Annotated in this window: 18 protein-coding genes; 9 read left to right on the top strand and 9 right to left on the bottom strand. The window is 61.6% G+C overall.

Features of this window, described 5'->3' with window-relative positions:
- Positions 1-7: 7 nt before the first annotated feature.
- Positions 8-2,059: an RNA polymerase sigma factor RpoD gene (gene rpoD / locus J5J10_RS04750; RefSeq protein WP_211929039.1), complete on the bottom strand. Its 2,052-nt coding sequence runs from the start codon at positions 2,057-2,059 to the stop codon at positions 8-10.
- Between the two features lie 221 nt (positions 2,060-2,280).
- Between rpoD and J5J10_RS04745 the strand changes: the two genes are divergently transcribed.
- Entirely contained in the window at positions 2,281-2,532 is a 252-nt protein-coding gene (locus J5J10_RS04745; protein WP_211929038.1) for a hypothetical protein, read from the top strand.
- On the opposite strand, the gene dnaG is transcribed toward J5J10_RS04745, so the two are convergent.
- On the bottom strand, positions 2,520-4,511 hold the full coding sequence (dnaG, locus tag J5J10_RS04740; protein ID WP_211929037.1) for a DNA primase: 1,992 nt from the start codon (positions 4,509-4,511) through the stop codon (positions 2,520-2,522). The two genes, J5J10_RS04745 and dnaG, sit on opposite strands and share 13 nt — an antisense overlap.
- Positions 4,512-4,669: 158 nt before the next feature.
- Positions 4,670-5,122 carry a GatB/YqeY domain-containing protein gene (locus J5J10_RS04735; protein ID WP_208551569.1) on the bottom strand — a complete coding sequence of 151 codons (453 nt, stop codon included), beginning with the start codon at positions 5,120-5,122 and terminating at the stop codon, positions 4,670-4,672.
- A gap of 318 nt (positions 5,123-5,440) precedes the next feature.
- Between J5J10_RS04735 and carA the strand changes: the two genes are divergently transcribed.
- Positions 5,441-6,646: a glutamine-hydrolyzing carbamoyl-phosphate synthase small subunit gene (gene carA / locus J5J10_RS04730; protein ID WP_208551570.1), complete on the top strand. Its 1,206-nt coding sequence runs from the start codon at positions 5,441-5,443 to the stop codon at positions 6,644-6,646.
- A gap of 40 nt (positions 6,647-6,686) precedes the next feature.
- On the opposite strand, the gene J5J10_RS04725 is transcribed toward carA, so the two are convergent.
- A complete protein-coding gene (locus tag J5J10_RS04725; RefSeq protein ID WP_211929036.1) occupies positions 6,687-8,087 on the bottom strand; it encodes an MATE family efflux transporter in 1,401 nt (466 codons plus the stop codon).
- Positions 8,088-8,404: 317 nt separating this feature from the next.
- Here J5J10_RS04725 and J5J10_RS04720 point away from each other — a divergent pair, with 317 nt between their 5' ends.
- Complete coding sequence (locus J5J10_RS04720; protein ID WP_211929035.1) at positions 8,405-10,528, top strand: TonB-dependent siderophore receptor; 2,124 nt, start codon at positions 8,405-8,407, stop codon at positions 10,526-10,528.
- Between the two features lie 59 nt (positions 10,529-10,587).
- On the opposite strand, the gene J5J10_RS04715 is transcribed toward J5J10_RS04720, so the two are convergent.
- A complete protein-coding gene (locus J5J10_RS04715; protein ID WP_208551573.1) occupies positions 10,588-11,499 on the bottom strand; it encodes a LysR family transcriptional regulator in 912 nt (303 codons plus the stop codon).
- A gap of 124 nt (positions 11,500-11,623) precedes the next feature.
- Here J5J10_RS04715 and J5J10_RS04710 point away from each other — a divergent pair, with 124 nt between their 5' ends.
- A complete protein-coding gene (locus tag J5J10_RS04710; protein ID WP_211929034.1) occupies positions 11,624-12,616 on the top strand; it encodes an aldo/keto reductase in 993 nt (330 codons plus the stop codon).
- Positions 12,617-12,674: 58 nt separating this feature from the next.
- On the opposite strand, the gene J5J10_RS04705 is transcribed toward J5J10_RS04710, so the two are convergent.
- Positions 12,675-13,595, bottom strand: a complete 921-nt coding sequence (locus J5J10_RS04705; RefSeq protein ID WP_211929033.1) for a neutral zinc metallopeptidase — start codon at positions 13,593-13,595, stop codon at positions 12,675-12,677.
- A gap of 210 nt (positions 13,596-13,805) precedes the next feature.
- Between J5J10_RS04705 and J5J10_RS04700 the strand changes: the two genes are divergently transcribed.
- Entirely contained in the window at positions 13,806-16,157 is a 2,352-nt protein-coding gene (locus tag J5J10_RS04700; protein WP_211929032.1) for a methyl-accepting chemotaxis protein, read from the top strand.
- Between the two features lie 60 nt (positions 16,158-16,217).
- On the opposite strand, the gene J5J10_RS04695 is transcribed toward J5J10_RS04700, so the two are convergent.
- Together J5J10_RS04695 and J5J10_RS04690 are read right to left on the bottom strand one after the other, a co-directional pair.
- Complete coding sequence (locus tag J5J10_RS04695) at positions 16,218-16,886, bottom strand: glutathione S-transferase (RefSeq protein WP_211929031.1); 669 nt, start codon at positions 16,884-16,886, stop codon at positions 16,218-16,220.
- A 100-nt stretch (positions 16,887-16,986) separates the two neighbouring features.
- Positions 16,987-17,709, bottom strand: a complete 723-nt coding sequence (locus J5J10_RS04690; protein WP_211929030.1) for a DUF1868 domain-containing protein — start codon at positions 17,707-17,709, stop codon at positions 16,987-16,989.
- 243 nt (positions 17,710-17,952) lie between these two features.
- Between J5J10_RS04690 and carB the strand changes: the two genes are divergently transcribed.
- On the top strand, positions 17,953-21,447 hold the full coding sequence (carB, locus tag J5J10_RS04685; RefSeq protein ID WP_211929029.1) for a carbamoyl-phosphate synthase large subunit: 3,495 nt from the start codon (positions 17,953-17,955) through the stop codon (positions 21,445-21,447).
- 33 nt (positions 21,448-21,480) lie between these two features.
- On the opposite strand, the gene J5J10_RS04680 is transcribed toward carB, so the two are convergent.
- Complete coding sequence (locus J5J10_RS04680) at positions 21,481-22,332, bottom strand: DMT family transporter (RefSeq protein ID WP_211929028.1); 852 nt, start codon at positions 22,330-22,332, stop codon at positions 21,481-21,483.
- 146 nt (positions 22,333-22,478) lie between these two features.
- Here J5J10_RS04680 and J5J10_RS04675 point away from each other — a divergent pair, with 146 nt between their 5' ends.
- From J5J10_RS04675 to J5J10_RS04665, 3 genes are read left to right on the top strand one after another with little or no spacing between them, the layout of a single operon-like run.
- Entirely contained in the window at positions 22,479-22,832 is a 354-nt protein-coding gene (locus J5J10_RS04675) for a metalloregulator ArsR/SmtB family transcription factor (protein WP_211929027.1), read from the top strand.
- Positions 22,825-23,265, top strand: coding sequence for an SRPBCC domain-containing protein (locus J5J10_RS04670; protein ID WP_211929026.1), 441 nt, complete (start codon positions 22,825-22,827; stop codon positions 23,263-23,265). Before J5J10_RS04675 ends, J5J10_RS04670 begins: the two co-directional genes overlap by 8 nt.
- Before the next feature lies 1 nt (position 23,266).
- On the top strand, positions 23,267-23,731 hold the full coding sequence (locus tag J5J10_RS04665; RefSeq protein WP_211929025.1) for an SRPBCC family protein: 465 nt from the start codon (positions 23,267-23,269) through the stop codon (positions 23,729-23,731).
- Positions 23,732-23,733: the final 2 nt, after the last annotated feature.

Here is a 23,733-nt window from a genome sequence, read left to right as displayed (position 1 = left end):
ACAAGCCTCAGCTATCCAGGAACGAGCGCAGCTTGCGGCTGCGGCTCGGGTGCTTCAGCTTGCGCAGCGCCTTCGCCTCGATCTGGCGGATACGCTCGCGCGTGACCGAGAACTGCTGGCCGACTTCTTCCAGCGTATGGTCCGTGTTCATGCCGATGCCAAAGCGCATGCGCAGCACGCGTTCTTCGCGCGGCGTCAGCGATGCGAGGACTCGAGTGGTGGTCTCGCGCAGGTTCGCCTGGATGGCGGCGTCGATCGGCAGCAGCGCGTTCTTGTCCTCGATGAAATCGCCGAGGTGGCTGTCCTCTTCGTCACCAACAGGGGTTTCGAGCGAGATCGGCTCCTTGGCGATCTTCAGGACCTTGCGGACCTTTTCGAGCGGCATGGCAAGCTTTTCGGCCAGTTCTTCCGGGGTCGGCTCGCGGCCGATCTCGTGCAGCATCTGGCGCGAGGTACGGACGATCTTGTTGATCGTCTCGATCATGTGCACCGGAATACGGATCGTGCGGGCCTGGTCGGCGATCGAACGGGTGATCGCCTGACGAATCCACCAGGTCGCGTAGGTCGAGAACTTGTAGCCGCGACGATACTCGAACTTATCAACCGCCTTCATCAGGCCGATATTTCCTTCCTGGATCAGGTCGAGGAACTGCAGACCACGGTTGGTGTACTTCTTGGCGATCGAAATCACGAGACGCAGGTTCGCCTCGACCATTTCCTTCTTGGCGATACGCGCTTCGCGCTCGCCCTTCTGCACCATCGAGACGATGCGGCGGAATTCGGTGATCGAAATGCCGGTTTCCTGCGCGAGATTCTGAATCTCGCCCCGGATATCGCGGATCGTCTGGTTTTCTTCCTTGGCGAATTCCTTCCAGCCGCGGGCGGCAAGGTTGGAGATCGACTTCATCCAGTTCGGATCGAGCTCGGCACCCTGGTATTGCTCCAGGAACGAGTCACGCTTCACGCCATAGGATTCGGCAAGACGCAGCAGACGTCCTTCGTTCTGCATCAGGCGCTTGGAGATGTCGTAGAGCTGCTCAACGAGCGAGTCGACGCGGTTCTGGTTCAGCGACAGCGACTTCACGGCCGTGATAAGCTGATCCTTCAGTTCCTTGTAGCGTCGCTCCTGACCGGAAGACAGCGTGCCGGCACAGGCCAGACGCGCCTCCACCTGCTGGTCCTGCAGCTTGCGCAGCTTCTTGTAGGTGTCGGCGATGGTGTCGAGGGTCTCCATGACCTGCGGGCGAAGCTCCGCTTCCATGGCGGCGAGCGACAGGTTGCTCTCGTCCTCGTCCTCTTCCTCCTCTTCCGGAGGAGCGCCATCGCCGCCGACATCGGTGATGTCGTCGTCGCTGGACGAAGCGCGGCTCCGGCGAGCCTTTTCCTTTTCCTCGGCGGCCTTGCGGTCGGCCTCGATCTTCTCCGGGCTCTGGAACTGCGGAGCAGCCTTCGCCTCGGGACCCGAATAGGTCGTTTCGAGATCGATGATCTCGCGCAGCAGCGTCGTGCCTTCGTTGAGCTCGTCACGCCAGATGATCAGCGCCTGGAAGGTCAGCGGGCTCTCGCAGAGACCCGCGATCATCGTTTCGCGGCCGGCCTCGATGCGCTTCGCGATCGCGATTTCGCCTTCGCGCGACAGCAGTTCGACGGAACCCATTTCCCGCAGGTACATGCGCACCGGGTCGTCGGTACGGTCCGTCGGCTCCTTCTTTTTGGTGGTCGCGAGCGCGCCGCCGGTGGAAGTCGCCAGTTCGCCGCCTTCGCTCTCGGCATCCTCGGCGTCATCGCTGTCTTCGGCGGCAGCTTCCTCCGCCTCCTCGTCCTCGATGACGTTGATGCCCATGTCGGAGAGCATGGCCATGGTGTCCTCGATCTGCTCGGAGGTAACTTCCTCCGACGGCAACACCGAATTCAGCTCATCCATGGTCACGTAGCCGCGCTTCTTGGCGGCCTTGATCATCTTCTTGACAGCATCATCCGAAAGGTCGAGAAGCGGACCATCCGTAGCGCCGTCGCGTTCGCCGTCTGCTTCTTCGTTTTCTTTGACTTTCGTTGCCATCTATCTCGTCGCTTTCCCTGACGCGTATCCATGCCATGTTCTTCGGTGAGACGTTACGGGACGATAAGCCCGCCACGAATCCCGCCCATGACCTAGTGGAACGGTATTAATTCCTGCTTAACCACGATGGTTCCCGCCGGCACGTGGTCCCTTTGCGCATCCGATAAACCTGTCATGCTTAGCTGAAAGTGCATGACGTGTTTCACCTAAAAGTGCCTGCAATGGTGATTCCCACAATTTTTCCCGACGTCAAGCTTTTCCGCCGCGAATGCCCATCATTTTTAGAGATTCCGATGGGCTTGCAGCTTTTGCTGCCGAGACAAAACCATCACGTCGACCAGACATTTAGGAAGACTTCAGAAAAGAACAAGGCTGCAATCTCGACAAAGACGACATCAGGCCGCAACGACAGCATTCCAAACCGCCCCATAGCGGTCGACGTCGCTACGATCAGTTATCGTCAGACACCGTGACTCGATGCAGCGCCCTTCACACGCCCCGACATGATGCCGAAGCCGTCGATGATGGCCTCCTGGTTTTCCATCCGGACGATTTCGAGCTGAACCTGCTGAAGCGCGCCGATTAATTGATCCATGCGGTCGGCGTCGCCGTCCTCCGTGGCGGTCGCGACCTCCTGCTCGAGGTCCAGCCGCTGACGCTTCAATGCCTTGGCGCGCTTCTGGAGAGACAACGCTTGGCGGTAGCCTTCCCGCGCATCCTCCAGTGCCGCCACGGTCGTGGCGGTCCACAACCGCGCATTGCGTATCTGCTGGTCGAGACTTGAGAGAATACCGCCTAGCCCCTGCGCTTCCAGTTCGAGGACCAGAGCCTCGCGATCGAGCTTGGCACCGCTCGTCATCGCCACTGTCAGCACTGCGGACCAGAGGCGCTGCAGGTCGCGGTGGTCGAAGTCGATACTGGCGATTTCGTCATACTCTTCCTGTAGCAACTGGGGATGATTGACGATGGTCAGCGCCAACACGCTGTCGCGCAGCGCCGGGTTGCTTTGGTAGCCTTTCACCAAGCCGGAGCGGGCGAGCCGGTCCGAAATTCCGCCTGCGGCCGAGGTGCCCGGCATCCCGCGCCCGGCCCCTTGCCCGCCGCGATTGCCATTGCCTCTCTCGAAGCGCTTTCTCCCGTCACCACTGAAACCGCCTGCGGGCCGAAACAGGCCGTTGAGCCGGTCGCGCATGTCCTGGGAATAGTGACGTCGGACACTTTCATCGCCGACCGTCGCGACGATCTGCTTCAGCCGTGCTTCGAGCTCCGCGCGTTTTTCCGGCGTATCGAACCCGCCCTGCCCCGTCTCGCGCATCCAGATCATTTCGGCCAGCGGCCGCGCATCGGCGAGAACACGGTCGAAGGGTCGCCGGCCTTCGTGCCGAACAAGATCGTCCGGATCCTTGCCTTCGGGCAGGAGGGCAAACTGTACGGAACGGCCGGGCTTCAGATGTGGCAAGGCCAGATCGGCGGCGCGATTGGCGGCGCGAAGGCCCGCCTGGTCGCCGTCGAAACACAGCACCGGCTGCGGCGAGACCTTCCAGAGGAGGTCGAGCTGGTTCTCGGTCAGCGCAGTACCGAGAGGCGCCACCGCGTTTTCGACGCCCGCCTGGTGAAGCGCGATGACGTCCATGTACCCTTCGACTGCGATCAATCGTGCATCACCACCGCTTCCCTGCGCGGCACGACGTGCGCGGGTAAAGTTGTAAAGCACGGTCCCCTTGTGAAAGAGCTCGGTTTCCGGCGAATTCATGTATTTCGCCATGGCATCGGGCGCCATTGCCCGGCCGCCGAAGGCGATGACCTTCTCCCGCGACGACAGGATCGGGAACATGATTCGGTCCCGGAACCAATCGTAGGAAACGGGAATATCGGGCCCGTGACGGACAAGACCGCAGGCTTCGATCTGCTCCTTGGGCACGCCTTTCGCAGCCAGATGCTCCTTCAACGCATTGCGGCTTTCCGGAGCGTAACCGAGGCGGAAGGTTTCAATGGTTCGGCCGGAGAGGCCTCGCTCCCGCAGGTAGGCGCGCGCCTTGGCCCCACCTGCTGACTGAAGCTGCTCCTGGAAAAACTGGGTTGCCATCTCCATGACGTCGAGCAGCGTCGTGCGCTCGCGTTCGCGCTGTTCCGCCTGGGGATCGGCCTTGGGCATGGCGATACCGGCCATGTCGGCAACACGTTCGACGGCCTCGGGGAAGTTCAGACCTTCAAGGTCCGTCAGGAAGCGGAAATGATCGCCCGACACGCCGCAGCCAAAGCAGTGATAGCGCCCCTTGCGATCCTCGCAGTGAAAGCTCGGCGTCTTCTCGCCGTGAAACGGGCAGCAGGCCCAGTAGTCGCCCTTGGCGGCATTGGTCTTGCGCCTGTCCCACGACACACGCGTCCCCACCACGGCCGATATCGGCACGCGGTCACGGATCTCGTCGAGAAAGCTGTTAGAAAAACGCATGAGCGTCCCTGCTGTTGGCTCATTCATATAGAGCTACGAACGAGCAGGCGCCAAGACAATCGGATTGCCTTACCCGCTATTCACAGACCAAAAGTCGAGGGCAGAAACGAAAACTCCGCCCGAAGGCGGAGTTTGGGGTCTCGACCGTTCAGGCCGGGCTACTTCAAAAGGTCCTTCACCACGCCGGACGCCTTGGCGAAATCCATCTGGCCGGAATAGCGCTCCTTCAGTGTGCTGATGCACTTGCCCATGTCGCGCAAGCCTTGCGCGCCGGTCTCGTTGATGACGGCAGCGCAGAGTTCGCGCACCTTCTCCTCCGGCAACTGTTCCGGCATGAAGCTCTTGATGATCTCGATTTCCTCGCGCTCCTGGGCGGCGAGTTCCGGACGGGCGTTGTCCTCGTAGATCTTGGCGGACTCGTCGCGCTGCTTGATCATCTTGACGAGGATTTGCATGATTTCGTCGTCGCTGACGGGGTCCTTGCCCACGCCGCGATTGGCGATGTCGCGGTCCTTGATCGCCGTCTGGATCAGACGGACGGTCGAGGTGCGGCGAACATCCTTGGCTTTCAGAGCGTCCTTGAGGACATTGGCGAACTTGTCGCGCAGCATGATTTTTCTCCATGAAAAGCCCGTTTCCGGGTTCGCCGAATTGTGGCTTTTCCTTGTCAATTTTGCCGAAGTCATAACGACAGCCGCGCGGCCACGCAAATCAATTAGCCAAGCCTTTGAATTTCATTGGAAGAAATTCCACGCTTTCCACAAACGCGAATTGACCTGTCGGGCCTATGCGACTATTTTCCGGCACCTGCACCAAATACAGTCGGGACGAACCGGCGCGACCTTCGCGCCTCCCTTTGCCTGCGCTTAAATGGCCCTCAGCCCGCCGTCCTTCAAGGGCGGCCGCAAACGGCCGGAAACGGATAGACCATGACCACGACAGCCCCGTGGACCTCCCGCAAGCCCACCGCCCTGCTCGTTCTCGCCGACGGCACCGTCATCGAGGGACAGGGTATCGGCGCCACCGGCAAGGTCCAGGCCGAAGTCTGCTTCAACACCGCCCTCACCGGCTACGAGGAAATCCTGACCGATCCCTCCTATCTCGGCCAGATCGTCACCTTCACCTTCCCGCACATCGGCAATGTCGGCACGAATGACGAAGATATCGAGGATCTGACGCCCGCTGCCCGCCACGGCGCGGTTGGCGTCATCTTCAAGGCCGATATCACCGATCCCTCGAACTACCGTGCCGCCAAGCACCTCGACGCGTGGCTTAAGGCGCGCGGCGTGATCGGCCTTTGCGGCGTGGACACGCGTGCGCTGACTGCCTGGATTCGCGAAAACGGCGCGCCAAATGCCGTGATCGCCCACGATCCGAACGGTGTCTTCGACATCGAGACGCTGAAAGCCGAAGCCAAGGCCTGGAGCGGCCTCGAAGGCCTCGACCTCGCCAAGGTCGCTTCATCCGGCCAGTCGTCGCAGTGGTCGGAAAAGCCATGGGTCTGGGACGAAGGCTTTGCCGAGCTGAAGCCCGAAGATGCGAAATACCATGTGGTCTGCATCGACTACGGCGTCAAACGGAACATCCTGCGCCTGTTCACCGGCCTTGATTGCAAAGTTACCGTCGTCCCCGCGACCACGAAGGCGGAAGACATCCTGGCGCTCAAGCCGGACGGCGTGTTCCTGTCGAATGGACCCGGCGACCCGGCAGCGACCGGCGAATATGCCGTTCCGGTTATCCGCAAGCTGATCGATAGCACCCTGCCCGTCTTCGGAATCTGCCTCGGCCACCAGATGCTCGGCCTCGCGGTCGGCGCCAAGACCGAAAAGATGCACCAGGGCCATCACGGGGCCAACCACCCGGTGAAGGACTACACCACCGGAAAGGTCGAGATCGTCTCGATGAACCACGGTTTCGCGGTCGATACGAAGACCCTGCCGGAAGGTGTGGAGGAAACTCACATCTCGCTGTTCGACGGCACCAATTGCGGGCTGCGCATCGTCGGCAAGCCGGTCTTCTCGGTTCAGCATCATCCCGAGGCTTCGCCCGGCCCCCAGGACAGCCACTACCTCTTCCGCCGCTTCGTCAACATGCTGCGCGAGAAAAAGGGCGAGCCGGCGCTCGCAGAGCGCTGATAAGACTCATCTTATCGAAATGGTACAAACGGCTGGCGCCTCAGGCGCCGGCCGTTTTCATTTCGTGCCGGACCAGCAGAACGAAGCGAAGGCTGAGCATCAGCGCAGCGCTCGCAAGACCGATGAGAAAGCCGAGCCAAATGCCGATGCCGCCGAACTCGAGCGGAAACGCCAGGAGCCAGGCGAGGAAGAACCCGATTGGCCAGTAAGAGACCAGCGCCAGCACCATCGGCACGCGTGCGTCTTTCAGCCCCCGGAGCAAGCCGGACGCAACAGCCTGCAGACCATCCATCAGCTGGAAGAAGCCTGCCACCACGATGAACGGTCCGGCGATCTCCAGGACGCGCGCGGCATCCGCCGTGCTGGTGTTCAGGAACGGGCTTCCGAGCGTCGTCGGAATCGCCGCAAACAGGATGCCGCCGACCAGCGCGATCAGCATCGCGATAAGCGTCACCGTGATCGCCGCCCGCACAAGGTTCGGATAGTCGTTCCGCCCGTGGGCGATACCGATGCGGACAGTGGCTGCCTGCGACAGACCCAGCGGGATCATGAACGCGATGGAGGCCAGTTGCAGGGCGATACCGTGTGCCGCGAGCTCCAGCGTGCCGATGCGCCCCATCAGCAGCGATGCTGCTGCAAACAGGCTGACCTCCGCCAGCACAGTGACGCTGATCGGTAGCCCGAGATGAATGACCTCCCAAAGCGCGTGCCAGTCCGGCCGCCAGAAGCGGACGAACAGTTCGTATCCCCGGGTCTCGGGTCGCCTTTGCAGATAGACGACGAGGAAAAAGAAGCTAGCCCAGTGGATGACCGCGGCGACGATCGCCGCACCCAGCATTCCGAGCGCCGGCAGGCCGAAATGGCCGAGCACCAGCGCGTAGGCAAGGATGGCGTTCATCACCAACATAACCAGCGTCGCATAGAGGATGATCCCCGCCTTGCCCGTGGCACTGATAAGCGAGCGCAAGACGGCGAACAGCAGCGCCGGCAACAGCCCGAGATGCACGATACGGACATAGTCGGCGGCAAGTGTGGCGACGTCAGGCTTCTGCCCGAGCGCGAGCAGGATGGCTTCCGCATTGTAGAACAGCGGCGCCGTCAGCAGCGTGTAACCGATCGACGCCCACATGCCCATGCGGATCGAGCGGCGGACGGAAACGGCATCGCCACGGCCATAGGCCTGGGCGACCATCGGCACGACAGCGATTGAAAAACCCGAACCGAAGATGAAGATCGTGAAGAAGAACTGTCCGGCGATCACCATTGCCGCAAGTGGAACCGGACCAAGCTGCCCGACGATCACGACGTCGGTCGTGTGGATGCCGAGCTGCGCCAGCTGGGCGCCAATCAACGGCACGCCAAGCGATAGCGTCGCACGAACGTGCGCCATCCAGCCGTCCGCCACCTGTTTGGGGCGCAGAAGTGTGGCGGTGTGATCCATGATCGCGTTTCCAGAACGAAAAAAGCCGCTTTCCAGATCGGGCTGGCGGAGCGGCGGTCCCCACTTCGATAGTTGAACAAAATTTAGGCCGCAAGCCCGAAAACCAATCAAGAAATAATATTGGCCGCACGATCACGCCGATTGATGCATCGCTGCAATGTCACAGCCAGTCGACAACATCGAGGAAAACGACCCTTCCCATCCAGAAGTCGCGATTCTTAACTTGACTATTTTTATCTTGTTTAAATAGGTTCCGCCCACGGCGACGGTGCGGCCTGCTGTCGCCACATGATTTTGATCAAGGAAGGGACGATAGAATGACGACGGAACGGGGCAAGGTTCTGATAAGGCGACTAACGGCGAGCAGTGCGATGATGACGATCGCGTTGCTGGGCATCAGCGGGTTCGCCAGCGCCCAGGACGCAACCGAGCTTCAGACGATCGTCGTCGATGGCAAGTCGAATCGCCCGGTTGGCCCGGACACCACGATCGTTGCCGAACAGTCCGCCACCGGAACCAAGACCGATACGCCGGTCATCGACGTCCCAGCCTCGGTGTCTGTGGTAACGCAACAGGAACTCGAGAAGCGCCAGGTGGACAGCCTGCAGCAGGCAATCGGCTATACATCCAGTGTGTTCGCCGATGAGTTCGGCAGCGATGATCGCTATGACTACTTCCGCATCCGCGGTTTCGACCAGACGACCTTGGGAACCTACCGTGACGGTCTGGCCGCCCGCATTCCCGCCTGGTTCACGGCAAGCCGGCTCGAGCCCTACGGCCTGCAGCGGGTAGAGGTGCTCAAGGGATCGACATCGACCCTGTTCGGCCTCAACGGTCCCGGCGGTCTTGTCAATGCGATCACCAAGCGCCCGCAGGACGAAAAGCACGGCGAGGTGTTCACGTCCTACGGCGACGGCACGAAGACGGTCGGCGTCGATTTCGGCGGACCGATCGACGAGGAAGGGATCTGGAGTTACCGCCTCACCGGTTTGGCAAAGGAAGGCGATCTTGGCTGGGACTATTCAAATGATGACCGCATCTACGTCGCGCCGGCCCTTACCATCAAACCGGAAGAAGGCACGTCGCTGACGATCCTGACCGACTATTCCAAGCGCGACGGCACAGGAGCGCGCGGCTTTCCAACCGGCGCTGATATCGACATCGACACGTTCACCGGCGAACCGGACTTCAACCGCTTCAACACCGAGCAGGTCGACATCGGCTACCAGTTCGAACACGAGTTCAACGAAAGCCTGACGTTCCGCTCCAACGGCCGCTATACGCATCTCGATCTCGACTATGCCGAGGTCTACGGCGCTTCCACGGATCCGACGGCCGACCGCACCGCCTTTTCCGTCGACGGCATGTCCAATCGTTACGCCTTCGACAATCAGTTGCAGTACGACGCGAGTTGGGGTCGCTTGGATAGCAAGACACTCGTCGGTGTCGACTACACCAACGACAACACGCGCGAGGAGATCCTCTACGGCACCGCCGGTCCGATCGACATCTATGATCCCCAGTATTGCGGCATGTCGTGCATCGCCGTTGGGCCCTACGTGAACTGGCAGGTCAAACAGGAGGCCGTCGGCGTCTACGCGCAGGAGCAGCTGACGATCGACGACCGATGGATCGTCACGCTCGGCGGACGCTGGGATCACGTCAATACCGTCGCCGACTATCTGGATACCGGAGCCCGCGATGACGAGACAGCCTCGGCCTTCACCTCCCGCGCTGGTCTGACCTACAAGGTGACCCCGGGGTTAGCCCTCTATGCAAACTATTCCGAGAGCTTCCAGCCGCTCGTGGCCCCCACGGCAAACGGCTACGCGGTCGATGGCTCGCTGAAGCCCCAGGAGGGTGAACAGTTCGAGGTGGGTCTGAAGTATAAGCCGGAGGGCTTCGACGGCCTCTTCACAGTTTCCTTCTTCGACCTCACCCAGACCAATGTCCCGAGCTATGTCTCGCCGACGGAACAGCGGCAGATCGGCAAGGTCGGCGTTCGCGGGATCGAACTCGAGGGCAAGGCCGCGTTGACAGACAATGTGAATATCACCCTCGCCTATTCCTATTGGGATGCGGAAATCCTGGAGGACGGTATCAGCGGAAATGTCGGCAACAGACCTGAGCGGGTGCCGCAGCACCTCGCATCGGCCTGGCTCGACTACACCATTCCGGGCGACGGGCAGCGCGGCGACCTCACGATTGGCGGCGGCGTGCGCTACATTGGCCAAACCTACGGCGATGCAGCGAACACCGTATCGGTGGAGGGTTACACCCTCGTGGATGCAGCGGTCAGCTACAAAGTCACGGAAGACGTCACCCTGGCGGTCAATGCTACCAACTTGTTCGACAAGGAATACGTCTCGACCTCATACTACGGCACCGAATACTATGGTGACCGTCGCAAGGTGATCGGCACGCTGAAATACAACTGGTAGAAGCGGCTGGCTTCTGTGAAAGCAATCCGGTCCCGGAGGCAATGTCTTCGGGACCTCCATCAGCGACGTTCCGCAGCCTTCCCCTCCTGCCGCACGAAATCGACGAACGCCTTCAACGGCGCCGGCATGTATTTTCGGCTCGGATAGTAAAGATACGGCCCGGTAAATACCTCGGTCCAGTCGTCGAGGATGGACACCAGACTGCCGTCGTCGAGAGCGGGACGGACAAATTCCTCGAAGGTCGCCAGAATTCCCAGGCCTGACACGGCCGCGGCAAGCTCGACCTCGAACGCTTCACATATCAGTCGCGCCGGCGGCGTTACCGTCAATGACTCCTCTCCACGCTCGAAATACCAGTTGAGCATCCTTCCGTTGGGGAAGCGGTGAAGGACCGACCGGTGGGCGACCAGATCGCGCGGATGAGCCGGACGACCGTACTCGGCAAGATAGGTAGGCGATGCCGCGCAAACATAGCGCTGCCGCCGCGGTCCGATTGGAACGGCAATCATGTCCTGATGCAGGGATTCCTCGTAACGGATTCCCGCGTCATACCCCTCGGCCAGGACATCAACGAGCGTGTCGTTCACGGAAAGCTCGACCACGATATCCGGATAGTCCGCCAGGAAACGCGACAGGATATCCGGAAGGAATGTCCGCGACGCCGCGCCCGGCACGTTGAGGCGCAGCCGGCCCATCGGCCGGTCGCGAAATTCGTTGACGTCATCGAGCGCTGTTTCCAGTTCGCTCATCAGCGGAGCCACGCGATCGAGAAGCCGCATGCCTGCATCTGTCAGTGTCACGCTGCGGGTCGTGCGGTTGAACAACCGGACTCCAAGCCGTTCCTCCAGCCGCCGCATCGCCTCGCTGAGCGAGGAAGCGGAAACGGCTCTCACCTTGGCGGCCCCACGGAAACTGCGAAGCCGTGCGACGGTCGCAAAGGCATCAAGGTCGGCAAGAGGAATATCGCGCATTGTTCTATTTTCCGCACAACTTGTACAAATAATGCATTATTATCTCACAATCCAAGCTGGAGTAAAATCCCTTCCGTTTCCGATGCGGGTTCGACAAACCCGCCAACGCCAGATGGAGATCCCTATGAAGAAGACACAACTTGGCCAGACTGGCCCGAACACCTCTCGCATTGGCCTCGGCTGCATGGGCATGTCCGATATGTACGGACCCTCCGACCGGACGGAGAGCATTGCCACCATCCACGCGGCGCTCGACGCCGGTATCACTCTGCTCGACACGGGCGATTTCTACGGCATGGGCCACAACGAGATGCTGATTGGCGAGGCTGTCAGCGGCCTCAGCCGCGATGTGTACCAGCTTAGCGTCAAGTTCGGCGCACAGCGCGATCCGTCGGGAGCCTGGATCGGCTACGACGCCAGCCCCAACGCCTTGAAAACAGCCCTCTGCTACACACTGAAACGCCTCGGCGTCGACTATATAGACATCTATCGGCCCGCGCGCCTCGACCCGAAGGTGCCGATCGAGGACACAGTCGGCTCCATAGCCGACATGGTGAAAGCGGGATACGTGCGCCACATCGGCCTCTCGGAGGTCGGCGCCGACACGATCCGCAAAGCGGCGTCCGTCCATCCGATCGCCGACCTACAGATCGAATATTCCCTGGTGTCACGCGGCCTCGAAGACAAGATCCTGCCCGTTTGCCGCGAACTCGGTATTGGCATCACCGCCTACGGCGTCCTCTCGCGCGGCCTCATTTCAGGGCACTGGGATCCCTCGAAGGTCGGCCAAACCGATTTCCGCGCCCACGGCCCCAGGTTCCAGGGAGAAAACATGGAAAAGAACCTGGCGCTTGCCGCAGCGCTCGGCCGGATCGCCGCCGCCAAGGGCATGACGACGGCCCAAGCCGCCATCGCCTGGGTTCTTGCTCAGGGTGAGGATATCGTCCCGGTCATCGGAGCCCGCCGTCGCGACCGGCTGGCGGAATCGCTCGGTTCCCTTGATCTGGAACTGACACAGGCTGACCTCGCGGAGATCGAAAACGCCGTACCCAAGGGATCGGCATCTGGCACCCGCTATGCCGAGGCGATGATGTCCCACCTCGATAGCGAGAAGTGATCAACACCGAACACAGGGCGCAACCACGTCCGCGCCCTGTGTTCTGTACCTCGGCAAATCACACGGGTCCGGAGAATGTATCGCAATCGGAGAAGCGTCCGCTCTCAAAACCGCGACGGAACCACTTTGCCCTTTGCTCGGAGGTGCCGTGGTTGAAGCTGTCGGGCACGACATAGCCCTGGCTGCGTTTTTGCAAGGTGTCGTCGCCGATCTGGTGGGCGGCGTTGAGCGCCTCCTCCAGATCGCCCTGCTCCAGCAGCCCCTTCTGCTCGGTGAACTTGCCCCAGATACCCGCGAAGCAATCGGCCTGCAGTTCGACGCGCACGGACATCTGGTTAGCCTCGACTTCGGTCATCGAGCGGCGCATCTCGTTGAACTTCGGTAAGACGCCGGTGAGGTTCTGCACGTGATGGCCAACCTCATGCGCGATCACATAGGCCTGGGCAAAATCGCCGGACGCACCGAACTGCCGGTCAAGTTGGCGAAAGAAGTCCGTATCCAGATAGACCTTCATATCGGCCGGGCAATAAAACGGCCCGGTGGCCGACGATGCGGCCCCGCAAGGCGAGGACGTTCGGTCGGAGAACAGGACCAGTGTCGGCTCGCGGTAGGTTTCGCCGTCGGCCTGGAAGATGCCATGCCATACGTCTTCGGTCTCGGCCAATACGGTCCGCACAAAAGCCGTCATCTCGTCGCTTGCAGGGGAGCTCGGCTGCGACCCCGCCGACTGCTCGTATCCGCTACCGGAGCTCGAACCATCGTCGAGCACCTGCAGCATGTCGATACCCATCATCTTCAGGACGAAGTAGATGACGACGAGGAAGATGATCGTCGAAATTGACAAACCGCCACCGCGCCCACCTGTTGGAATACGCATGCCCCGCCCGCCGAACGGATTGCCGCCCATGCGCCCGCGACCAAGCGACGTCCCGCGCCGGTCCTCGACATTGTTGGATTGCCGACGGCCTCTCCATTCCATCTTTCTGCCCTCTCCTGAAGCATCCGAGCCCGAAGAACAATCTACAGGTCAATGGGTTCCGGGCGCCACCGGAAAAAATCCGTCAAAAGCGACGTCGCTCCGCGACCCGCAGCGACTATGCCCTGCAACCGCCGAAGCAAGGGTTTGTTAACGACGTTTACCTACCGTTGTCGCCGGCTGGATCCAATCACCGAGGGAGCGAGGGGTGTCATGATATTCAGGTCGGCGACAAGCAGGAACGTGTTCTCGATCGTTGCCCTGGGATTGGCGACAACCATGACGGCGGCCGGAGCACTGCTCTATGTCACCTATTCCGGCATTCGCGACGCAAGCATCACCGAGATGACGCTCGCTGCGGCACAAAACGCAGCCGAGATCGAATCCGACCTGCGCAAGGACTACCAGCTGGTTGCGGACATGGAAGCCGCGATCAGCGCCGTTCGCACATCCGGCACCGCAACGCGCGACAACGTCATGGCGCTGATGCAGGAGTTCCTGACCCGTGCGCCAAACCTGGTGGGCGTTTCGACCGGCTGGGATCCCGACACCTTCGACGGCAAGGACAGCGAGTTCGTCAACGCCCCCGCACATGATGCAAGCGGACGCTTCGTGCCGTATATCTTCCGAAGCGGTGGCGCGATCCAGACGGATGTGCTGGTTGACTACGACAAACCGGGTGCCGGCGATTACTACATCCTGCCGCACGATACCGGCAAGCCCGTCCTGCTCGAACCGTATGTCTATCCGGTCGACGGCAAGGACGTCTTGATGACGACGATCTCGGTGCCGGCAAAAGCCGACGGCAAGGTTGTCGGCTATGTCGGAGCCGATATCGATCTCGCCGAAGCCTCGCAACAGCTTGCGGAAAAGAAACCCCTTGGCGATGGCTTCATCGCTATGCTTTCCGCCGCGGGCGCCGTTGTAGCCCATCCCGACAGCACGATCGTCGGCAAAAGCCTCGCCGAGTCCGGCCTGGATGCCGCCGCTTGGCAAAAGGTTGTCGCGACCCCCGGCGATGCTGTGGCCCTGCCGGCAAAGGACGGAACACACCTTCTCGCCGTGGCAGTGCCGATCAAGCCTTTTGAAGGTGCAAGCTGGTTCGCCATCGCCGCGGTGCCGGAAGCCACCGTGTTTGCCAAATTGGATAGCCTCATCGCAACGGCCGCCCTGATCATTGTCGCGGGCGTCGTCGTCCTCAGTGTCGCCGGTTGGCTGATCGCGCGCCGCTTCGTGCGCCGGATCGCCGATGTCGTCGACCAGACCACGCAGATTGCCGAAGGCCGCTTCGATGTCACGCTGACAAATGTCGATCGCACCGACGAACTTGGCGACCTGTCGCGATCACTGGAAATCCTGCTCAACAACAGTCGCGAAAAGCTCGAACTGGAGAAGAAGGACGAGGCCCGACTGGAGCAGGAGGAACTAGATCGTCAGGAACGTTCCAAGGAGCACCGCGCCCGCGAAGCCGATATCCGTTTCGTCGTCGACGAATTGAGCGCCGGGCTTTCGCGTCTGGCAAACGGCGACATGACTGTTCGTCTCGAGCGTCCGTTTACCGCCAACCTCGATTCGGTTCGAACCGATTTCAACCAGTCGATCGAGAAGCTGCAGGCGGCGATGGTGTCCTTTTCCGAAAACGCCGCGACCATCCGCAGCGGCTCGGAAGAAATCCGCTCGGCAGCAGACGATCTTGCCAAGCGGACGGAACAGCAGGCCGCCTCGGTCGAGGAAACAGCCGCGGCACTCGACGAAATCACCAAGTCGATCAAGGATTCCACCCGCCGCGCTGAGGATGCCGGTGACCTTGTGAACCGCACCAAGGATGGCGCGGAGCGCTCGGGCGAAGTCGTCCGCCGGGCTGTTGCCGCCATGAGCGAAATCGAACAATCGTCCGAGTCGATCTCCAACATCATTGGCGTGATCGACGAGATCGCCTTCCAGACCAACCTGCTGGCGCTGAATGCGGGCGTCGAGGCCGCTCGTGCCGGGGAAGCAGGCAAGGGCTTCGCCGTCGTGGCTCAGGAAGTTCGCGAACTCGCCCAGCGTTCCGCCAATGCCGCCAAAGAGATCAAGTCGCTGATCACCGCCTCGGGCGACCATGTCAAACACGGCGTGGCCCTTGTCGGAGAAACCGGCGAAGCGCTGGAAGCCATCGTTGCGGAGGTGCAGGACATCAACAGCAACGTCCAGGCCATCGTCATGGCCGCGCGCGAACAGTCGACTTCGCTCCAGGAAATCAACACCGCGATCAACGTCATGGACCAGGGCACGCAGCGCAACGCCGCCATGGTCGAGGAAACGAATGCCGCCTCCCACACGCTGGTGCAGGAGGTGTCTGCGCTTTCCAACCGTCTGGCCCAGTTCAACCTGGGCCTCGTTGGCGCGTCGCAGCCGGCAGCGATGCCTGCGAGGGCCGCGCCCGTCGCACCCGCAAGCCCGTCTGTCGCCGGCGCCCAGTCCCGTCCCGCGCCATCGCCGGCACGTGCGCTCGGCAACAAGATTGCCACGGCCTTCACCAAGACCGCCGGCGGGAACACCGCCGAAGAATGGCAGGAGTTCTGACGACAAACCGCGGAACGCGTGGCAGCCGGCGTGACCGGCGGCCTTGCGTCTTAACAGCGGTCAAGTCTTGGAATAGGCGTAGAGCCCTCCCCGCTCCAGTGCCCGCCTGTAGGCGCCACGGGAACGGGCTGCCTCAAGCCAGGGTCGGAGATGCCGCGTCTCAGCCGCCCCGGCATAGCGGCTCATTGCAGTCTCCACCGGGAAACTCATTGCGATGTCTGCCGCCGAAAACGCCTCACCCGCGAAGTAGCCGCCGCGCGATACCTCGCTCTCCCAGAACGCCAGATGGTTGGCGAGTTGCGGGTCGAGAAGCTTCGCCGACACGCCGTTCGAGATCAGGCGTGCAACAGGGCGCAGCAGGAGCGGCATCTGGCCGGGCAATTTCGAGAAGATCAGCTTCATCACCAGAAGCGGCATGGCCGAGCCTTCCGCGTAGTGAAGCCAGTATGTGTAGCGCAGCGCCTCATCTGTTCCCGGTCTTGGTCGCAGGGCGTCGCCGCCATAGGTCTGCACCAGATATTCGATGATCGCACCGCTTTCGGCAATGATCCTGCCGTCATCCTCGATCATCGGCGACTTGCCGAGCGGATGCACCGCCTTCAATTCCGGCGGCGCCTGCATGTCAGGCCGGCGCCGGTAGACGTTCACCTCGTACGGAACCGCGAGTTCCTCCAGCAACCAGAGTATCCGGTGGGCACGTGAGTTTTCGAGATAGTGAACGAGGATCATGAAGGGCTCCGGTGTTGGCCGGAGATGATCCGGCGGCGATGAGGGGTGCACCTTAATACGCCCGAGACCGGCCTGCGGTTTCCGAACCGTCCGTTTCCGTTCAGCCGGACACCGGCAACACGATGAGTTCCTCAAAGTGGTTCATGTCCTCAAACGAACAGAATGCCGGCGGCTTCAGCTCCAGAACGGGTGCGCGCCGTTGGATATCCTTAGCAACCTCGTCGAGCATCGCATGCCACCGCGCCAGCGCCTCCTCGTCGAACCAATCGGTGACATAGGCGAAGGTGATATGGAAGACATAGGTATCGTGGTCGGGATGACGGTAGCCGAACAGATCTGCGAGACGGTTGCGCCAGTCCATCAAAGCCCTGCGGTCAGCCTCCGTCGCGCCCTCGAGCGTCAACCCGGTCGGCAGCGCCTCGACGACTTTCATCTGGAAGGCCGGACCGGGGGAGAAGCCCGCCACCCTTTGCGCCAGGATCGCCGTCATATCCTCGATCGGAGTCGCGAGCGGCACATCCGCCGGCCAGTAACCCTCCGTCCGCCGATACTCGATGATCCCCTGAAAGAGCGTCATGTGCAGGCTGGAGAGCGGTGTGAACGCCAGCTGCCTTGCCTCCGGCATGTCGAGATATCTCTGACGCGCATCTGCGAGCGCCCTATCTGTCTCCGTTCCCGGCATCAGGTGGCATACGACCGTATTACCCGGTTCGGGCAGGAAAGTGCCGCTCGCGTCGTACCGCGTGCCGAAATGCCGGGGCGGCGCAGCGTTGCTTTTCCTTGCGTATGTCTGGAGGCGGGCGGCGAGACTGGTCTGGTCCATGGTGGTTCCTGCTTGAACTGGAAAATGCCGTCTAGGCAAACAGTGCAACGTCGGTGTGACGCCTTCCGAAGTCACATCATCAGATGCGCGAATAAATCATGCGGGATTCGTCATTTCCGGGGTTCCGCTCCGGCAAACATTTCCCTATAAGCCGCTTCTAGCCTGAAAAGACCCTCCTTGCGCGCCCCGGCCGGTAAATTGCCCTGGCCGGTTTTTCGCGCAACAAGAAATTGGAAGACGCCGATGCCGAAGCGCCAAGATATCAAGTCCATCCTCATCATCGGCGCTGGACCGATCGTCATTGGCCAGGCATGCGAATTCGACTACTCCGGCACGCAGGCCTGCAAGGCGCTGAAGGAAGAAGGCTACCGGGTCATCCTGGTGAACTCCAACCCGGCGACGATCATGACCGATCCGGGCCTCGCCGACGCGACCTATGTCGAGCCGATCACCCCGGAGGTCGTCGCCAAGATCATCGCCAAGGAGCGCCCGGACGCGCTGCTGCCGACCATGGGCGGCCAGACCGCGCTCAATACCGCCCTCTCCCTGAAGCGCATGGGCGTTCTGGACCGCTACAATGTCGAGATGATCGGTGCGAAGCCCGAGGCGATCGACAAGGCAGAAGACCGCGCGCTCTTCCGCGAGGCCATGGCGAAGATCGGGCTCGAAACGCCCCGCTCCATGCTGGCCAACGCCACCGACATCAAGGACGCTGACCGCAAGACGCATGAGGCGGCCCGTGCCGAACTGCGCGCGAAACTGTCAGGTGCCGAACTCGACAAGGCGCTAGACGAACTCGAAAATCAGTGGAACCTTGGTGAAAGCGACCGCAAGCAGCGTTACATGAGCCACGCTATGGCGATTGCCGCCCAGGCGCTCGACCATGTCGGCCTGCCGGCCATCATCCGCCCGTCCTTCACGCTCGGCGGCACCGGCGGCGGTATCGCCTACAACCGCTCGGAATTCTTCGACATCGTCGGCGGCGGTCTCGATGCGTCACCGACGACAGAAGTGCTGATCGAGGAGTCCGTGCTCGGCTGGAAGGAGTATGAGATGGAGGTCGTCCGCGACAAGGCGGACAACTGCATCATCATCTGCTCGATCGAGAACATCGATCCGATGGGCGTCCACACCGGCGATTCCATCACCGTCGCGCCAGCGCTGACGCTGACCGACAAGGAATACCAGATCATGCGCAACGCCTCGATCGCGGTTCTCCGCGAGATCGGCGTCGAGACCGGCGGCTCGAACGTTCAGTTCGCCGTCAACCCGAAGGACGGCCGCCTCGTCGTCATCGAGATGAACCCGCGCGTCTCGCGCTCGTCAGCACTCGCCTCCAAGGCCACCGGCTTCCCGATCGCCAAGATCGCCGCCAAGCTCGCCATCGGCTACACGCTCGACGAACTGGAAAACGACATCACCGGCGGCGCGACGCCCGCTTCGTTCGAACCCTCGATCGACTACGTCGTCACCAAGATCCCGCGCTTCGCCTTCGAGAAATTCCCGGGCGCCTCGCCTGTGCTCACCACCGCCATGAAGTCTGTCGGCGAAGTCATGGCCATTGGCCGCACCTTCGCGGAATCGCTGCAGAAGGCCCTTCGCGGTCTCGAAACGGGCCTCACGGGTCTCGACGAGATCGAAATCCCCGGCCTCGGCGCCAACGGCGACGGCGCCGACGACAAGAACGCCATTCGTGCCGCGATCGGCACGCCGACCCCGGATCGCCTCCGCATGGTCGCCCAGGCGCTGCGCCTCGGCATGTCGGAAGCCGAAGTGCATGAAGGCTGCAAGATCGATCCGTGGTTCATCGCCCAGTTCAAGGCGATCGTCGACATGGAAGCACGCATCCGCGAGCACGGCCTGCCGCAGGATGCCGAAAACCTGCGCATGCTGAAGGCCATGGGCTTCTCCGACGCGCGCCTCGCCTCGCTGACCGGCAAGCGTCCGAAGGAAGTCGCGGAACTGCGCAACGGCCTCGGCGTGCGCCCCGTCTTCAAGCGCATCGACACCTGCGCGGCCGAGTTTGCCTCGCCGACGGCTTACATGTACTCCACCTACGAGACGCCCTTCGTCGGCGCCACGCGCTCGGAGGCACAGGTGTCGGACCGCAAGAAGGTCGTCATCCTCGGCGGTGGTCCGAACCGCATCGGCCAGGGCATCGAGTTCGACTATTGCTGCTGCCACGCCGCCTTCGCGCTGAAGGACGCTGGCTTTGAAGCGATCATGGTCAACTGCAACCCGGAGACCGTCTCGACCGACTACGACACCTCCGACCGTCTCTATTTCGAGCCGCTGACGGCCGAAGACGTGATCGAGATCATGCGCGCCGAGCAGGAAAAGGGCGAACTGGTCGGCGTCATCGTTCAGTTCGGCGGACAGACGCCGCTGAAGCTCGCCGAAGCGCTGGAAAAGAACGGTATCCCGATCCTCGGCACGGCGCCTGACATGATCGATCTTGCCGAAGACCGCGACCGCTTCCAGAAGCTCCTGACGAAGCTCGACCTGACCCAGCCGAACAACGGCATTGCCTACTCGGTCGAGCAGGCCCGTGTGGTCGCAAGCGAGATCGGCTTCCCGCTCGTCGTGCGCCCGTCCTACGTGCTCGGCGGCCGCGCCATGCAGATCATCCACCAGGAAAGCCAGTTGCAGGCCTACCTGCTCGATACCGTTCCAGAACTCGTTCCCGAGGATATCAAGCAGCGCTATCCGAACGACAAGACCGGCCAGATCAACACGCTTCTCTCCAAGAACCCGCTGCTGTTCGACAGCTATCTGACCAACGCCATCGAAGTCGATGTCGACTGCCTGTGCGATGGCACGGACGTCTATGTCGCCGGTATCATGGAGCATATCGAGGAAGCTGGCATTCACTCCGGCGATAGTGCCTGCTCGCTGCCGCCGCGCACGCTGTCTGCGGAGATGACCGACGAACTGGAACGCCAGGCCAAGGCCATGGCAAAGGCCCTGAACGTCGGCGGCCTGATGAACGTCCAGTTCGCCATCAAGGACGGTGTTGTCTACGTGCTCGAAGTCAACCCGCGCGCCTCGCGTACCGTGCCCTTCGTCGCCAAGACCATCGGCGCGCCGATCGCCAAGATCGCCGCCCGTGTCATGGCCGGCGAAAAGCTCGATCCGGTCTTCAAGGCCTATGGCGAGAAGCCCGATCCCCGCGCGCTGAAGCATATCGCCGTCAAGGAAGCCGTGTTCCCGTTTGCCCGCTTCCCCGGCGTCGATACGCTGCTTGGCCCGGAAATGCGCTCGACCGGCGAGGTCATCGGTCTCGACACGAACTTCGCGCTCGCTTTTGCCAAGAGCCAGCTCGGCGCCAATGTCGAACTGCCGCGCGACGGCACCGTCTTCGTGTCCGTCCGCGACGAGGACAAGGAGCGTGTTCTGCCGGCGATCCGCATCCTGACCGAGATCGGCTTCAAGGTCATGGCGACCGGTGGCACCCAGCGCTTCCTTGCCGAAAAGGGCATCGAAGCGATCAAGATCAACAAGGTGCTCGAGGGCCGTCCGCACATTGAGGATGCAATCCGCAACCGCCAGGTTCAGCTGGTCATCAACACGACGGACGGCAACAAGGCGATCTCGGATTCCAAGTCTCTGCGCCGCGCCGCGCTGATGCAGAAGGTGCCCTACTACACCACGATGGCCGGCGCGCTGGCCGCGGCGGAAGCGATCCGCGCGCTGAAGAGTGGCCAGCTTGAAGTGCGCCCGCTGCAGAGCTATTTCTGAGGAAACGTGGACAAGCTATTGAAAAGGCAGGTCTCAGGCCTGCCTTTTTTGTTTTGAGAGAATGGCGAAGGCAATACCGCCGAGCACGACGAAGCCGGCGACGACGAAGTGCAGCGTTAGCGCTTCCCCGAGCAGGAGGATTGCACCGGCCGCGGCGATAACTGGAACCGAAAGCTGAATCAGTGCTGCCCGGAATGTCGTCAGTCCGCGAAGCGCGCTGTACCAGATTGCATAGCCGAGACCGGACGCTACAATCCCCGATGTGAGGGCCAGCACGACGCCAACGGTCGTCGCGCTTTCCCCAACCAACGCATAAAAGCCAAGCGGGATACAGAATGCGGAGGCACGAACGAAATTGCCTGCCGTCTCCCCTACCGGATCGACAGAACCACGACCAAGCAGGGTATAGGCTCCCCACGCCACGCCAGAGACGATCATCAACAGACTGCCAAAGAGATCCGGGCGGCCTGCGCCCGGAAGGACGAGATAGACGAAGGCAGCGAACGCGACGGCAAAACCGAGCGCCTCGTTAAGGCTGGGCCGATCGCCCCGCGCCACGGCATAGACCAGCATCGTCGCCTGTACCGAGGAAAACAGGATCAACGCGCCCGTTGCCGCACCCAGGTCGACATAGGCCGCCGAAAACGCGATGGCATACAGAAACAGCGCCAACGCCGCCGGCCAGCTTCCGGGAATGCTGCCACCGTGGGTCAACCCGCGCCTCCGCCGAAACAGCAGGAAGAGAACAATAGCGCCGGAGATGACGCGCAGCGCCGTATAGCCGGCGGGATCGATCGCTGGCACGCCAAGTGCTTGACGGGCCAGAAGCGAATTGGCCGCAAAGGCGACCATGGCCACCGCTGTCAGAATAAATGTCGACCGCAAACATCCCTCCCGCTCCGTCACGGGGGCGGCTTTCCTCGTCCGGTGACTATCTCCACACCTCATCTCGCTGTCAAATCGGATGCGTGTTGACACAAAGCTTTTTCGAAATTAATTAGCTACTAGGTTAATTAACCGATGAGATAAATATGGCCCCGGATCCTCTGTCGGAAACCCTCTCCGCCCTCGCCGACCCAACCCGTCGTGCCATCCTGGCGCGCCTGGCTCAAGGCGAAGCGACAGTGAACGAACTCGCTTCGCCCTTCTCGATGAGCCTGCCGGCGATTTCCAAGCACCTGAAGGTTCTGGAACGCGCCAAGCTAATCTCGCGTGGCCGCCATGCCCAGTGGCGACCATGCCGACTTGAGCCGGAACCGTTGCAGGCGGTGGACAGCTGGCTCGCGGACTACCGCAAGCTCTGGGAGGACAGGCTGGAGCGCCTCGATACCTATCTCGCGACTTTGCAGGACAAACGCACACAGGAGGGCGACATCAATGACTGACAAGATCGAAATCCTCAACGACCGCCTCTTCCCGGTAAGTCGGCAGACGCTGTTCGACGCCTTCGCCGACCCAAAAACGCTGGAAATCTGGTGGGGACCGGACGGCTTCACAAACCGCATTACCGCATTCGACCTGCGGCCCGGCGGCGACTGGCTCGTCACCATGATCGCATCGAACGGCGATGAGTTTCACAATCACTGGAGCTTCGAGGAGGTGGTCGCCGGAGAGCGGATACGGGCATTCCATCACGGACCTGTCCACGCCTTTCCGCTTGAAATGACCTTCGTCGAAGAACCGGACGGCACACGTCTTTCCTGGCGCATGCTGTTCGAGCGGACGGAGGAAAACCTGGAAATCGAACGCTTCCTCCACGCCGCCAACGAACAGAACTTCGACAGGCTCCAGGTCGTTCTTGAAAAGGGAGCAAACTGACATGTCCGCCGAACTAGACCCCGCCAAGATCCTCCGCGTCGAACGCCTGGTGTCGGCACCCCGGCCACTCGTGTTCGAAGCCTTTTCCGACGCCAGGCATCTCGACGCCTGGTGGGGACCAGACGGCTTCACCAATGACACACATGAGATGGAATTTTCCGTCGGTGGCCTTTGGCGCTACACGATGATCGGGCCAGACGGAAAACACTGGCCCAACTGGATCCGCTACACCGAGATTTCCCCACCCTCACGTATTGTCTACGACCATGGGGGCGAGATGGGAGAACCGGCGCATTTCATCGGCATCGTCGCGTTGGAAGAGCGGGGAAACAAGACCATGGTTTCGCTGACGCTTGTATTCCCGACGGCGGAAGCCCGTAACGCAACGCTGAAGTTCGGAGCCGTGGATGGCGGCCGCCAAACGCTCGCAAAGCTGGATGTTTACGTTCAGAAACGGGCCGCATGACG

It is taken from the genome of Ciceribacter sp. L1K23, from assembly GCF_018122705.1.
Taxonomy (GTDB): Bacteria; Pseudomonadota; Alphaproteobacteria; order Rhizobiales; family Rhizobiaceae; genus Allorhizobium.
The sequence above is the reverse complement of the archived record's forward strand: the minus strand, read 5'-3'. Positions and strand labels throughout refer to the sequence as shown.

What these genes read in the sequence shown, in the direction of transcription:
- J5J10_RS04725 (WP_211929036.1), bottom strand. Translation starts at nt 8,087, where the DNA reads ATGGATCACACCGCCACACTTCTGCGCCCCAAACAGGTGGCGGACGGC.
- J5J10_RS04705 (WP_211929033.1), bottom strand. Translation starts at nt 13,595, where the DNA reads ATGGAATGGAGAGGCCGTCGGCAATCCAACAATGTCGAGGACCGGCGC.
- J5J10_RS04720 (WP_211929035.1), top strand. Translation starts at nt 8,405, where the DNA reads ATGACGACGGAACGGGGCAAGGTTCTGATAAGGCGACTAACGGCGAGC.
- J5J10_RS04745 (WP_211929038.1), top strand. Translation starts at nt 2,281, where the DNA reads ATGGTGATTCCCACAATTTTTCCCGACGTCAAGCTTTTCCGCCGCGAA.
- J5J10_RS04690 (WP_211929030.1), bottom strand. Translation starts at nt 17,709, where the DNA reads ATGGACCAGACCAGTCTCGCCGCCCGCCTCCAGACATACGCAAGGAAA.
- J5J10_RS04715 (WP_208551573.1), bottom strand. Translation starts at nt 11,499, where the DNA reads ATGCGCGATATTCCTCTTGCCGACCTTGATGCCTTTGCGACCGTCGCA.
- rpoD (WP_211929039.1), bottom strand. Translation starts at nt 2,059, where the DNA reads ATGGCAACGAAAGTCAAAGAAAACGAAGAAGCAGACGGCGAACGCGAC.
- dnaG (WP_211929037.1), bottom strand. Translation starts at nt 4,511, where the DNA reads ATGCGTTTTTCTAACAGCTTTCTCGACGAGATCCGTGACCGCGTGCCG.
- J5J10_RS04675 (WP_211929027.1), top strand. Translation starts at nt 22,479, where the DNA reads ATGGCCCCGGATCCTCTGTCGGAAACCCTCTCCGCCCTCGCCGACCCA.
- carA (WP_208551570.1), top strand. Translation starts at nt 5,441, where the DNA reads ATGACCACGACAGCCCCGTGGACCTCCCGCAAGCCCACCGCCCTGCTC.
- J5J10_RS04735 (WP_208551569.1), bottom strand. Translation starts at nt 5,122, where the DNA reads ATGCTGCGCGACAAGTTCGCCAATGTCCTCAAGGACGCTCTGAAAGCC.
- J5J10_RS04670 (WP_211929026.1), top strand. Translation starts at nt 22,825, where the DNA reads ATGACTGACAAGATCGAAATCCTCAACGACCGCCTCTTCCCGGTAAGT.
- J5J10_RS04700 (WP_211929032.1), top strand. Translation starts at nt 13,806, where the DNA reads ATGATATTCAGGTCGGCGACAAGCAGGAACGTGTTCTCGATCGTTGCC.
- J5J10_RS04710 (WP_211929034.1), top strand. Translation starts at nt 11,624, where the DNA reads ATGAAGAAGACACAACTTGGCCAGACTGGCCCGAACACCTCTCGCATT.
- carB (WP_211929029.1), top strand. Translation starts at nt 17,953, where the DNA reads ATGCCGAAGCGCCAAGATATCAAGTCCATCCTCATCATCGGCGCTGGA.
- J5J10_RS04665 (WP_211929025.1), top strand. Translation starts at nt 23,267, where the DNA reads ATGTCCGCCGAACTAGACCCCGCCAAGATCCTCCGCGTCGAACGCCTG.
- J5J10_RS04695 (WP_211929031.1), bottom strand. Translation starts at nt 16,886, where the DNA reads ATGATCCTCGTTCACTATCTCGAAAACTCACGTGCCCACCGGATACTC.